Annotated in this window: 13 protein-coding genes and 1 pseudogene; 9 read left to right on the forward strand and 5 right to left on the reverse strand. The window is 64.7% G+C overall.

The annotated features are described in order from the left end of the window. Nucleotides 1-64 precede the first annotated feature (64 nt). Nucleotides 65-529 (reverse strand): manganese efflux pump MntP, encoded by a 465-nt coding sequence (locus DM480_RS14120; RefSeq protein WP_232834019.1) that lies wholly within the window; start codon nucleotides 527-529, stop codon nucleotides 65-67. Nucleotides 530-907: 378 nt separating this feature from the next. Here DM480_RS14120 and DM480_RS14125 point away from each other — a divergent pair, with 378 nt between their 5' ends. From DM480_RS14125 to DM480_RS14155, 7 genes and pseudogenes are all read left to right on the forward strand, one after another. Continuing rightward, nucleotides 908-1183, forward strand: coding sequence for a metal/formaldehyde-sensitive transcriptional repressor (locus DM480_RS14125; protein ID WP_115380008.1), 276 nt, complete (start codon nucleotides 908-910; stop codon nucleotides 1181-1183). Nucleotides 1184-1191: 8 nt separating this feature from the next. Continuing rightward, nucleotides 1192-2131 (forward strand): annotated as a pseudogene (gene dmeF, locus DM480_RS14130) (CDF family Co(II)/Ni(II) efflux transporter DmeF). Nucleotides 2132-2134: 3 nt separating this feature from the next. Next, on the forward strand, nucleotides 2135-2332 hold the full coding sequence (locus DM480_RS14135) for a DUF1289 domain-containing protein (protein ID WP_115380010.1): 198 nt from the start codon (nucleotides 2135-2137) through the stop codon (nucleotides 2330-2332). Further along, a complete protein-coding gene (locus DM480_RS14140; protein ID WP_115380012.1) occupies nucleotides 2329-2679 on the forward strand; it encodes a DUF3147 family protein in 351 nt (116 codons plus the stop codon). The genes DM480_RS14135 and DM480_RS14140 overlap by 4 nt, the downstream gene beginning before the upstream one ends. A 77-nt stretch (nucleotides 2680-2756) precedes the next feature. After that, a complete protein-coding gene (locus DM480_RS14145) occupies nucleotides 2757-3470 on the forward strand; it encodes a sulfite exporter TauE/SafE family protein (RefSeq protein WP_115380014.1) in 714 nt (237 codons plus the stop codon). A gap of 278 nt (nucleotides 3471-3748) precedes the next feature. Next, the gene (locus DM480_RS14150) at nucleotides 3749-4564 is read left to right on the forward strand and encodes a metallophosphoesterase family protein (RefSeq protein WP_115380016.1); all 816 of its coding nucleotides are present in this window, start codon (nucleotides 3749-3751) and stop codon (nucleotides 4562-4564) included. A gap of 37 nt (nucleotides 4565-4601) precedes the next feature. Beyond that, nucleotides 4602-5852, forward strand: a complete 1251-nt coding sequence (locus DM480_RS14155; RefSeq protein WP_198665848.1) for an MFS transporter — start codon at nucleotides 4602-4604, stop codon at nucleotides 5850-5852. On the opposite strand, the gene DM480_RS14160 is transcribed toward DM480_RS14155, so the two are convergent. Together DM480_RS14160 and DM480_RS14165 are read right to left on the reverse strand one after the other, a co-directional pair. Then, nucleotides 5842-6741: a LysR family transcriptional regulator gene (locus DM480_RS14160; RefSeq protein WP_115380020.1), complete on the reverse strand. Its 900-nt coding sequence runs from the start codon at nucleotides 6739-6741 to the stop codon at nucleotides 5842-5844. The two genes, DM480_RS14155 and DM480_RS14160, sit on opposite strands and share 11 nt — an antisense overlap. A 42-nt stretch (nucleotides 6742-6783) precedes the next feature. Beyond that, nucleotides 6784-9114: a TonB-dependent receptor plug domain-containing protein gene (locus DM480_RS14165; RefSeq protein WP_115380022.1), complete on the reverse strand. Its 2331-nt coding sequence runs from the start codon at nucleotides 9112-9114 to the stop codon at nucleotides 6784-6786. Nucleotides 9115-9262: 148 nt separating this feature from the next. On the opposite strand from DM480_RS14165, the gene DM480_RS14170 reads away from it, so the two are divergent. Then, nucleotides 9263-9679, forward strand: a complete 417-nt coding sequence (locus DM480_RS14170; protein ID WP_115380024.1) for a PaaI family thioesterase — start codon at nucleotides 9263-9265, stop codon at nucleotides 9677-9679. 289 nt (nucleotides 9680-9968) lie between these two features. Here DM480_RS14170 and DM480_RS14175 read toward each other — a convergent pair whose 3' ends face one another. Next, nucleotides 9969-10778, reverse strand: coding sequence for a helix-turn-helix domain-containing protein (locus tag DM480_RS14175; RefSeq protein ID WP_157968804.1), 810 nt, complete (start codon nucleotides 10776-10778; stop codon nucleotides 9969-9971). A 212-nt stretch (nucleotides 10779-10990) separates the two neighbouring features. Here DM480_RS14175 and DM480_RS14180 point away from each other — a divergent pair, with 212 nt between their 5' ends. Continuing rightward, nucleotides 10991-11839, forward strand: coding sequence for an N-acyl homoserine lactonase family protein (locus DM480_RS14180; RefSeq protein WP_115381390.1), 849 nt, complete (start codon nucleotides 10991-10993; stop codon nucleotides 11837-11839). Nucleotides 11840-12119: 280 nt separating this feature from the next. On the opposite strand, the gene DM480_RS18140 is transcribed toward DM480_RS14180, so the two are convergent. After that, entirely contained in the window at nucleotides 12120-12335 is a 216-nt protein-coding gene (locus DM480_RS18140; RefSeq protein WP_115380029.1) for a hypothetical protein, read from the reverse strand. Nucleotides 12336-12655: the final 320 nt, after the last annotated feature.

Genomic DNA, 12655 nt, shown 5'->3' on the forward strand with positions numbered 1-12655 from the left:
ATGGCCGGCACGCAGTTGGCAATGCGGCTTGCGGTTTGCGTCTCTGCCACGTTCTACGCCTCCCTCACGCCGCGCCGGACAGATGCTGGAACAGGATCGATCCGCCGATGGCAACAAGAACGAACCCGCCAAGGATGCCGGCATAGCGACCGAGATAGGGACCGACATGCTTGCCCAGGATCATGCCGCCTGTCGCTACCACCGTCGTGATCCCGCCGATGACCGCACATGCGATCCAAAGGTTCACGTCCATGAGCGCAAGGGAGACCCCGACGGCCGCAGCATCGATGCTGGTTGCGATGGCGGTCGCGGCCAGACGCCAGAAACTCGGGCTGGAAGGCTCGGATACCTCGTCCGCATCGTTTTGCTGAAGGGCTTCGCGGATCATATAGGCACCGACTGCGAGTAAAAGCCCGAACGCCACCCAACGGTCGTAGCTGGCGATCCAGTCGTTCAGCAAATAGCCGAGCAGGTAGCCGATCGCCGGCGTCAGCGCCTCGAAGAAGCCGAAGACGATGCCGACGCGCATCGCGTCCGACCAGCGGCTCCGCTGCTCCGTCGCGCCTTTGCCAAGCGACGCCGCGAAGGCGTCAACGGACAGGCTGGCGCCGAGGGCGCCAAGCGTCAGAATACCAGTCATGCAACATCACTCAGGGGCCTGACAAACAACGACGAGCCCACCTCCGGCCACTTAGAGGCGACACGTCGTTGGTCTTGCCGGGCAAGCCTGATGGCTTGCTGTCCACGCCACGGCGGCAATCCGAAGATGCCGGCGATTATGTTGACGAGGACCCCGCGCAGCAGGTGGCTACTCCCCAAGGAACGACGCAGTACCTAGCGGGATAGGGCAATCCGATCAATCCCATCCGATTGCTTTTGACAAACAATAGTCATAGGGGGTACGCCTATGTCACACCTTACCGGGACTAATGCCGATCTCGTCGCGCGCGTTCGCCGCATCGCAGGTCAAGTGAATGCCGTGGAGCGCGAACTGACGGCTGACGCGTCATGCACGAAGGTGCTGCACCTCGTCGCAGCCGTTCGCGGTGCGGTAAACGGCCTGATGGACGAGATCATTGCCGAACACCTGGAGGCGCACGTCGCGCGTCCCGGTCTGAGCGACGAGGAACGCGCCGAGGGTGCTGAAGAACTGCTGGCGGTGATCCGCCGCTACGCAAAGTAGGTCGGCTAATGGCTACCCTGTCCGAACTCGACGCTCACACCCATGAGCATGTCTACCTTGGCGCAGCGCACGACGAGAATGCGCGCCGCACGCGCTGGGTCGTCGCGCTGACGGCCGTGATGATGATCGGCGAAATCATCGCCGGCTATGTGACGGGCTCGATGGCGCTGCTTGCGGACGGCTTTCACATGGCAACCCACGCTGGTGCGCTTACCGTCGCGGCGGTCGCCTATTCCTTTGCGAAGCGCCATGCCCGCAACCCCGCGTACAGTTTCGGCACCGGCAAGGTAGGCGATCTAGCCGGGTTCGCATCCGCTATGGTGCTGGGACTGATATCGCTCGCGATCGGCGTCGAGTCTGTTGCCCGTCTTTTCCAGCCCATCACCGTCGCGTTCGGTGAAGCTACCTGGATCGCGGTAATCGGCCTGCTGGTGAACATCGCCTCCGCTTTCCTGCTTTCCGGCGGGCACGGTCATGACCATGGGCACCACCACGGTCACGATCATGGGCGCGGGCATCACCACGGCCATGGTCATGGCGGCGACAACAATCTGCGCTCGGCGTACATCCATGTTCTGGCCGACGCCCTGACCTCGGTGCTCGCTATCGCTGCCTTGGTGGCGGGCCGGTATCTGGGCTGGGTCTGGATGGACCCGGTCATGGGGATCGTCGGCGCGATCGTCATCGCGCGTTGGTCGTGGACGCTGATGCGGGACATCGGCCATCCTGCTCGACCGGACTGACAACCATGTCGCCGACGAAATTCGCGAGCTGGTCGAGACACCCGGCGATGCGCGAATCACCGATCTCCACGTCTGGCGGGTGGGGCCGGAAGCCCATGCCGCGATCGTCAGTGTGGTCGGAAAGCCTGACGTGACGCGCGAGCTGATCGAGCGCCGGCTCGCGCCGGTGCACGAACTCGCCCACCTTACCATCGAGCGCCGCTAAGCCATGAAATCGCCTTGCGTTGAGCTATGCGGCTTTGATGGTCGTAGTGGCTGGTGCCGGGGGTGCGGCCGCTCGCGCGAGGAAGTGCGGCGCTGGCGCAACTTGCGGCCCGGCGAGGCGCGCCGGGTGCTGGACGAGCTGCCCCGCCGACTGACGAAACTGGCGCAGACGGACTCGCCGGCTCGGGCGAGCAAATCGTGATCTACCTGGCCATCAAGGCAGCTATCTCCGGGGTGCTCATCGCCGTCGCCTCGGAGTTGGCGAAACGCTATCCCGGTTTCGGGGCGCTGATCGCGTCACTCCCTCTTGTATCCGTGCTGGGCATGATCTGGCTGTGGAACGCGAAGCCCGACTCGGAGAACATGGCTGCGCACTCCGCGGCGACGTTCTGGTACGTCCTGCCGTCGCTGCCGATGTTCCTCGTCATCCCCGTCCTGCTCCGGCAGGGCTTGCCCTTCTGGCTTGCGCTGACGATGGGGTGCGTGCTGACAATCGCGCTGTATTCCGCGATGACATTCACCGGACCAAGGTTCGGGCTGCGGCTGTGATTGTAATCGGCCTGTGACGTAGGGTCGCGTCTGCAACCAGTCGAACACTGATCCGTGATGCCGCGAAGCGCTGACCTTTGATCGAATATGCGCTGCTGTTCGCCGGGGCGTTTGTGGCGGCCGCGATTTCGGGATCGGCCGGGTTTGCGGGTGCGCTCCGGCTCCTGCCCCTCTTCACGCACATCGTCGGCGTCAATGCGGCGGTGCCGCTACTGACGATCGCGCAGCTTGTCGGCAACCTGTCTCGGGCTGCCTTCGGTATCCGCGACATACGCTGGCGCCCGGTCCTGCTTTTTCTCAGCGCCGCGCTGCCTGCCGCCGCACTTGGAGCCTGGTGGTTCGCGGAGCTTCCCAAGGCGCTGATGGTACGCGGCATGGGTGTCGCGATCCTGATCTTTGTCGCGCTGAAATTGCGCGGGCTGACATTCGCGCCGTCGCCGCGGCTGCTGATAATCGGCGGAGCCGTAGTCGGGCTGCTGTCCGGACTGGTTGGCAGCGCCGGATTGCTGGGCGCGGCGATCTTCCTGTCGCTCAACCTCCCCCCCGTCGCCTATGTCGCAAGCGAGGCTACGACGGCGGTCGCGATGCACCTCGTCAAATGGATCGTCTATGATGCTGCCATCGACCTCGGGTCCGGATTCTGGCCCTCGGCCGTAGCCATGAGCATCGCGATGATCGCAGGCACATGGGCGGGCAAGCGTATCATCGAGCGGCTGCCGCTAGCGCAATTCCGGATGCTGGTTGCCGGATTACTCGTGGTCACAGCAGCGCAGATGATTGTTACGGGCTGAGCCTGCTTTGCGAAAAGCGCGTGCGCCGCATGCCGGGGTCACAACCGAACGGTTGTGAGACCTGCCAACCAGCCGCTCGCTGCTGCTCTGACCCACAATCGGACGTTCACCTGAACGCCATCGCTCTCCAGGTTCTGCCATTCGTCCAGGTCAGAAGATTGGTAGCTACCCAATCGCCTCCTCATAAACGGCGACTTCCGCCGAGTTGAGTAGGGCGCAACGGTCGTTCGCATGAAGCATGGCGGGACCCGTGAGGCTATTCGGCCATACGGGTAGCCATGAGGATCGCGATCATCACCGACACCCACCTCGCGGATGGCGCTGACGATTTTCGACGTAATTTAGACGAGGGCATCGATTGGATCGCGGGCGCAAACATCGACCTCATCATCCATCTGGGCGATGTGACCGCAAATGGCGTCATAGCTCCCGAGCAATTCGCCACGGCGGCGCAAGTGCTAGGGAGGGTCCGCGTGCCGCTGCTCGCGCTGCCAGGCAATCACGACGTTGGCGATCCGACGAGCGGACATGAGGCGCCGCTCTCGATCAAGCAGATCCATGCGTTTTGCGATGCATTCGGTCCCGATCGGTGGGTTCATACGTCCGGAGCGTGGACGCTGATCGGCCTGAACGCGCAGGTCCTTGGCAGCGACCTCGAACGTGAGCAGATCGCCTGGCTCGCCGAGGCAGCCGGCGCTGCGCGTGGTCCGGTCGCACTGTTTCTTCATAAGCCGTGGTTCGACACCGGACTCGAAGAGCCATCGCTTCCTCCGACGCGATACGTTCCGCCGTCCTCGCTTAGGGCGCTAAGATCGACGCTCGCTGGAGCCGATCTGCGGCTGGTGGCGAGTGGTCATGTCCACCAATTCCGCCGCCGCATCGTCGACGCCGTCGAGCATGCGTGGATTGGCTCCACCGCCTTTGTCATCCCGAAGCGCTGGCAGCAGACGATCGGACGCAAGGAGACCGGTGTCGCGCTCCTGACGCTCGATGGCGATACGTACGTCTTGGAGGACGTGAAGCCACCACAAATGCGCGACCTCGATCTGGCGGACTATCCCGATGTCTACCCCGAGCTACTCGAGCGTGGATGACCACTTGCCGCGCCGCTACGCGCCCTATGCGGTCGCGGTGCTGCTGCTCGCCTATGTCGTCGCGTTCGTGGATCGGCAGATTCTCAATCTCCTGGTTGAGCCGATCAGGCGCGACACGGGTCTTACCGACGTCGAGATCAGCCTGCTTCAGGGACTGAGCTTTGCCATTTTCGTGTCGGTGGGCGGATTGCCCATCGGTCGCCTCGTCGACACACGCCGGCGCACCGCCCTCCTCGCCATCGGTATCGCGGGGTGGTCGCTGTGTACCGGCGCGTTCGGGCTCGCGGGTAGCTTTGCCGGTATGCTGCTGGCGCGGATCGGTGTCGGCGTCGGCGAGGCGACGATGACGCCGAGTGCCTATTCGCTCATCGGCGATTACGTGAGCGATCGCCGGCTCGGACTCGCCGCCGCGATCTATGGCCTTGGACCGTTCGCGGGTTCGGGGCTGGCGCTGCTGCTCGGCGCGGCGGTGCTTCGACTGCTACCCGCCGATGGGTTCGTCGTGCCGCTGATCGGGAGCATCCACAGCTGGCAGATGATCTTCTTGCTTCTTGTTCCGGTGGGGCTTCTTGTCGCGATCTGGGTTGCGTCCTTGCGTGAGCCGCCACGCCGACTCGCGACACCCGAGCCGCCGGACAAGGCCGCGATCAAGCACTACTTCGCGCAGCATGGTGCAACGATTGCGGGAGTGAATGCCGCGACGGGCTTTGGCGCGATGGCGACCTATGCACTGCTCGCATGGGCACCCGCGCTCTTGTCGCGCCGCTACGGCCTGTCGACCGCGGAAGCGGGGGAGCGTTTGGGGCTGGTCCTGATCACCGCGTGCTGCGCAGGCGTGCTGCTGGCGGGGCAGCTCGGTGACGTGCTACGCCGGCGAGGCCATGCTGGCGGACGGCTGATCGTCCTCGGCGGCGCATTGTTGGGCGCGATCCCGCTCGCCGCCTGGGTGCCATCTGCGCCCACGGCGAATGCCTTCCTGTGGCGCGCGACGCCGCTCTACTTCCTGCTCGCCGCGGCGATCGGGTCGGGACCGGCGACGCTCCAGGAGATCACGCCGAACCAGATGCGCGGGGTACAGCACGCGATCGCGGTGCTTATCGCAAGCCTCTTTGGTCTGGGGCTCGGACCGACGGCCGTTGCAGTGACGACGGAGCACGTGCTGGGCAGCTCAGCGCGTCTCGGCGATGCCCTGATGATCCTGCTGCCATTGATGCTGACGGTTGCGCTTGCCGCCACGCTGCTGACGATCCGCAGCTACGCGCGGACGCTCGCCGCCGTCACGCGCTAAGCGCGTCGAACCGGACCCGCGAGGCTGTCGCTTCGCGCTTCAGCCAATGTGCTAGGCGCGTCTCCGCCGGGGAGCGCGCCGCACGCCGTCCTGCGCGATACAGGCGATAGCGCTCGCCGGTCGGCAGTGCGCGTCCGCACGGTGTCAGCAACCCAGCAGCGAGCGGTCGCTCGCATAGCATCGGCACCGCGAGCGCCACACCCATCCCTGCCGCCGCCGCCTCGTACATCATGCCCAGCGTCGCAAAGCTCCTGATCGGCTGCTCGCCCGCGAGCCCCGCGCCTGCGAGCCAGCGGCTCCACATATCATGCGGCTCACGCACGCCGAGCAGCGGATAATCGGTCAAGGCCGCTTCCTCTGCAGGGCTTGCGCGCCCGTCCGCCAGATGCGGCGCACAGACGGGGCGCGCATCGACATGGATGATGGGCTCTGCCTGCAAATCTGCGATCTCCACGCCTCCCCAAAGGGCAAGCTGCGCCTCTCCCGAGCGCAGGATATCGGGATCGCGCGTCGGCACGACGTCGAGGTCGATGCCCTCCTCCTGCTTCAGTCGAGCAAGGCGCGGCGCGACCCAATGGGTGGCCATGCTATGCGAGGTCGCGAGCGTGATGCGATCGGGATCGGCGCCCAGCATCGTCGTCGCACGTCCGATCGACGCCACCGCGGGTTCGATCAGCGCGAGATAGCGTTCGCCCGCCGGAGTCAGCCGCAGCCCAGGGCCGCTGCGGTCGAACAATGCAACGCCGAGAAAGCCCTCAAGCGACGTGATGCGCCGGCTCGCGCCCGATGGGCTCAACGCCAGCGCAACCGCACCGGCGCGCAGGCCACCGGCGTGCGCCACGCTGACGAACGCCTCGATCGCCTCCAGCGGTGGAGTCTTGCGGAGCATGACCACCTTATGGCGCGGCTCCGTTCCCGTTTTACGACAGCGTCAGAAACGCGCGGACAGCCGCGCATAATAACTGCGGCCGTTCAGACCGATCGGCGTCTCCTCTCCCGTGGGAAAGCTGCCGCCGGTCGACCCGATCACGCTCGCTTGATCCGCAATTTGGTCGGGGCGTGCGTCGAACAGGTTCTGGACGCCCGCGCCGAGACGCAAGCCCTCGCGGACGCGATACCCAGCCGAGAGATCCACCGTCTCCTTGCCGCCGAACGTCTGCACCGCGACCAGCGGCTGCGACGTGTAAGTGCCGAACGCCGCAGCGTTGAGGCCCAGATCAAAACGGCCGCGGGTCAGGTCGACTTGCAGCGTCGCCTTCGCGCGTGGCTGTGCCGCGGTCAGGAACAAGATCGACTTGGTCGCGAGCAGTGGCAGGGTGGGCAGCACCGGGTTTGCGCGCAGGGTGTCCAGCCGATTGTTGAGGTAGCTGTAGCCGGCCGCGACCGACAGTCGGGTATCCGCGCCGAGGCTGCCCGCCCAACGCGCGGTCGCCTCGACGCCCTTCGTCGTCGTATCGACTGCGTTCGTGAAGAAGCGCACCTGACTGAAGCCCGTGATCCCGCTTCGCGCCAACACTGCCGCCACTGCGGCGCCGCCCAACTGCTCGCTGAGGGCGATTCGGTCGCGAATGCGGATGTGGAAATAGTCGACGGTGAAGGAGAAGCCGTCGAACGGTCCGATGACGAGACCCGCGGTCACGTTGCGCGATCGCTCGGGCTTCAGCGCGGTGGCACCGAGCGCCTGAGCCACGGGGTCGGCAACCGGCAGCGTCGCTACGGTCACCATTCGGCCGGCACTCGTCGCCCCCTGTATCGCACTGAAATACTGTTGCTGCAGCGACGGCGCGCGGAATCCCGTGCCGATCGTACCGCGGATCGCGAGCCCCGGCGTGGCGTCGAGCCGGGCGGTCGCCCGCCAGGTCGCCTGACCGCCGAAGTCGCTGTAATGATCGTAGCGTGCTGCTCCGCCAAGCAGCAGCGCAGCGAGTGGGCGCAACTCGGCGTCGAGGAAGGCCGCCCACGCGTCGCGCTTCTCGTCAGTCGGCGTGCGCGGGTTGAAGCCGGCGAAACCGTCCGCACCCAATCCGAAATAGGCCGCGGGCTCGCCGTTGCGGACGGCATAGCGCTCGTGTCGATATTGGCCGCCCGCGGCGATATTGCCGCCTGTCAGTACGCCGTCGAGCGCGCGTGCGAGCGTCAGGTCCGTGACATATTGGTCGTAGGTGACGCCACCCGAGTCGAACCGGGTGGGGCTTGCCGCACCGAGCGAGACGTTGGCCGTGTCGTAAACGGTGAAGTCGGCCCGGTTGCGGCCAAAGCTCTGGCTCAAGTCCGCCCGTATCCCGGCTACGGTCGTGCGCACCCCGGCGGCTGCCTCCACGTCCGTGATGCGCGGTGCGATGATCGGCAGAAAGCCGTTCGGATAGATGATCGAGAAGCTGGGTAGGCGGAAGCCGGCGGCATTGTTCGACAGCTTTCGCGTGTACGTGCCGAACCCGTATAGTTCAGCCGCGCCAAGCGGCAGCGCGGCATCGAGTGCCGCGCTTGCCACGTCCGCGCGCGGGTCGCCGATGCGATAGGTGACGCGTCCAAGCCGCTGATCGACGAAAGCGCGGTTGGTCGGGTCCATCTGCCGCGCGCTGACAGCCCCGGTGACGTGGCCGCCGTCGCCAAGCGGCAGGCCAGCGCTCGCACTGGCGAGCGCCATGAGCCCGTCGCCTTCCTCCGTGACACCGCCCATGAGCTCGCCGGTGCCGCCAGTAGCGTTCGACCTCAGGATAATGTTCACCACCCCCGCGATCGCATCCGAGCCATATTGCGCAGCCGCGCCGTCGCGCAGCACCTCGATCCGCTCGATCGCCGCCTCCGGTATCGTGTCGAGGTCGACGCCCGCGGCACCACGACCGATCGAATTGTTGACGTTGAGCACCGCATTAGCGGCGCGGCGCTTGCCGTTCACCAGGACGAGGGTCTGGTCGGGTGAGAGTCCGCGCAGCGTCACTGGGCGGGTATTGGCTGCGGTGGCGGTGGTTGCGGCACGCGCGAAGTTGATCGAGGGCTGGAGGAAGTTCAGCGCGCGGCCGAGATCGGGATAGCCGCTCCCGGTAAGCGTCTCGCCCGAGACGACGTCGATCGGCGCGGAGGAGGCGAGCGCGGTGCGTCCAACGGAGCGTGTCCCGGTGACGACGATGTCCGCACCGGGCGCAATCTCCGCCGGTTGTTCGGCCGATCCGGCGGGATCGGTCGACTGTGCTGCGACGGGCGCCGCAACCCATGCCATCGTGGCCGCCATCGTTCGTGCCGCCCAAAGCCCCGTGCGCATCGTCCGCTCCCCCGCCCGTCGTCTGCGGCCCGCGATATACCGCTAGAGAGGCGAACCGCAGACCGCGGCGGTGCGCACGCCCGTTGCGGCGCCGACAACACCCGACGCCCGCGCATCCATGCTAAGAGCGGGTTGAGAGGAGCATGATATGACGGCAGTCCCCGACGGCTTCGAGCTGCACACGCGCACGTCCCCACTGACCGCGCCATGGGAGCCGATCTATGCGCGACGGCACGCCGAGCGCTATCTCCTCGCGCTGGAGATACGCACTGCCCACACCAACTCGCGCGGCCTGCTGCATGGCGGCCTGATCGCGGCGCTCGCGGATAACGCGATGGGACTCAGCCTGGGCGAGATGCTGGCCGCCGAAGGCCGTCCCGCAACACGCGGTGCGATCACGACGTCACTGTCGATCGACTATTTAGACCGCGCCGACATCGGCGAATGGCTCGTCTTTACCACCGGCTTCATCCACGCCGGCAAGCGGACCGCCGTAACTGAGGCGATAGTGACCGCAGGAGATCGCGTCATCGTCCGCGCGAACGCCGCATTCGCATTCTCATGAGGCGCAACCGAACAGTGCGTCAATGCTCCGGTACTTTGACGCGTAGCGCGACCAAAAACTGGCTCTTTTGACCCAGTTGCGGTCATTCAGCGGCCTTTATGCGCTTCCCAACTTCGCTCGTTCGTTCATACGAAATGATGAGGCCCCGAAGGAGCCGCGAAGGCTGACGCGGAACGACGTGAAGCGGACAAAGCCGCCATCTATCGAGGTCTAGTCGAACGGGGTTCAACCGAGAGCAGCCATTCACGAGCGTCCTGATTGGCATCGAAATTTCGGAATGGGGCTGGCCCTAAAGCGCCGCTTTCAACTGCCGAGGGGTCTTGCCATGAATGGCCCGCACACGGCGGGCAAAATGGGATCGTGAGGCATAGCCGGCTGCTTGAGCCACCTGCATCACGGAATAGCCGGACGATCCCAGAAGCGCACGCGCCGTTGCCATGCGGACGGACAGCGACACCTCCCGGAACGATGTTCCCGATCTGCCCAACTGGCGGCGAAGGGTGGACGCTCCAATGCCAAGCTCGGCCGCGACCTCGTCGACCTGCCATGCCCGCCCCGGATCGGCCAAGATGATCGCTTCGACCTGTTCTCTCCGGCCGACAGCCGTCAGCATCCCGGCGACCGGGGTTTCCGCCAGCAGCACCAGGATTTCCAGGACGCGGTAGCGTGCCACGGTCGCGGCGACCGCTACATCCATCCCGGTCAACGCACTGGCGGCGTGGCCATATGCCTCGACAAGCGCTGGCGTCAGGCTAATGTCGAGCCGATCGGGTATGGCACCGGTCACCGGGAGGCGCAGGTTGCTGCGTAACGTCCGGCGAAGAATGTCGTCGACCGTGATGCAGATCGATTCATATCGGCCGGATGCAGGATCGGGATTGTTGACCAGATCGAAATCCATGCCGGCCGGGATCACGAACGGAACACCTGCGGCGAATGTCTGCGCCACATCGCCGCGCCAGACTTCCTTGGTGCCGCTTAACACAACCACGACCGCCGGATGCTCCATCCGACTGCGGGCGATGCGTTCGCGCTCCTGGATACAATAGCCGAAGATGCGAACGCCGCTGTCCGCACCATGAGCGACAGTGCCCTGCACGCCTGCCGGTGCACGCAAGTCAGCTAACCGGCTCAATAGTAGCGCTCGCAGCGCTTTGTGATCGTAGGCTCTGATCGGCATGGCACGACAATCGCCCGATCGCTCAGGCCCGGCAAGGACGCAGTGAGCGTTTCGGGCGCAAATACGAGCATCGCCGGCGCATAGGCTCCTCGATGTCCGGGCATTGTCACATCTTATTCGAGGAGAACGCCATGCCTGTTTCGCTGTGGTCCCGTTTCGTAGCGGGGTGCCTGTCCCTTATCGTGAGCGTGGGCGTTCAAGCCACGGCGCCCAAAGCCGAGGTGATGATCTGGCGCCTGGATTGCGGTCAGATCGTGATGAAGGACGCCTCGCCGTTATCCGATACCGGGATCTACGACGGCCAATCCCGTCGGCTGAGCGTCGGCTGCTATCTGATCCGCCACGGCAAGGAGTTGATGCTATGGGATGCGGGCCTTCCAACCTCGCTGCTCGGCAAGCCCATAGATCAACAGCCGATCAGCCCTACCTTGGCGGTTGACCTTCTGACCCAGCTTGCTCGCCTCGGCATTCGTCCATCCGATATTACCAGGCTGGCGCTAAGCCACTACCACTTTGACCATGCGGGACAGGCGGCGACATTCCCCACAGCCACGTTGATGATCGGAGCTGCAGACTGGACTGCGTTGCATTCCAAGAAGATGCCTTTCGGTGCGGACCCAGCCCTCCTTGCGCCTTGGCTGAATGGGAAAGGCAAAGTCGACCCGATCGAAGGAGACCGCGATGTGTTCGGCGACGGCTCGGTGGTCATTCTCGCAACGCCAGGACATACACCCGGCTCCACTGCACTGCTGGTACGCCTGCCCAAGACCGGTCCCGTGCTCCTGAGCGGAGACGTCGTCCATCTGGAAGCGCAATGGCCATTGTCGGCCGTGCCGACCTGGAACACGCAACGCGCCGACAGCTTGGCATCTATGAATCGGTTGCAGAAGCTTGCATCCAACCTCGACGCCACGATCATAGTGCAGCACGACCCAGCCGATATTCCGAAGCTTGCCGCCTTCCCCAAAGCGTCTCGATAAAACGGAGCCGCGCCGCCGTTGGGAAGGTCGGAAGGACAGGAAAGGCAGCCTCGGTTCCTGATACCTCCTGGTTTGATCATTTTACGATGAGCCGGGAATAGGCCGTCGTACGCCGCCGCGGTAACGGCTTGACCCACTTCTGGCCATTCAGGGTGCCTTGCCCGCTCCCCAGCTTCTGCCGTTCGTTCATATCGCAAACGGTCGCTGACCCGCGGTCACCTCCGCTCAGGGAATACCCGGCATTGGGGGAAAGCGGACATAGCTTTTGCGGAAGACGGGATCAGCAGAGCGTCTGGAATGGGTGCTGGCTAGCCGCGAATAACTCGTGCCCCTTGTCGTCGGTCAGCCTGACCAGATGTATACCGCGCTTCTGAGCTGCATCTATCAGCTCCGCCACCCCGCCGTTCACCTCCACCCATTTCAGGTTGCGCTGGCTCATCGTAGCGCCACCGGAGGCGACCTTAGACATCCAATCATCGATTTTCTCCGATCGCATCGGCGTCCTCCTCTTGCCGGCAACTATACAGTCCAACGAGGTCTTCCGCTATTGTGCGGAAGCGGACCATCGCTCCTCGGGGGAAGCGGACGATCTACGAATGACTCTTGAAGCAAAAAACGCACACAGGAATGGGCGATAGCGCAAAAGTCGAGAAGACCAGCAACTCGTCCAACTTCCAATGTGCGTCTGTGCCCGCCCAAGCGAGGGTGAACCACATGCCAGCCCCTACAATGAGGGTATAGCAAACCGCCGCGACGCGAGCGGTGATGTCCACGCTTCCTGGCATCCCCCGTGATACCACTAGCCTTAATCGCTGC

This window comes from Sphingomonas sp. FARSPH, from assembly GCF_003355005.1.
Lineage (GTDB): Bacteria > Pseudomonadota > Alphaproteobacteria > Sphingomonadales > Sphingomonadaceae > Sphingomonas.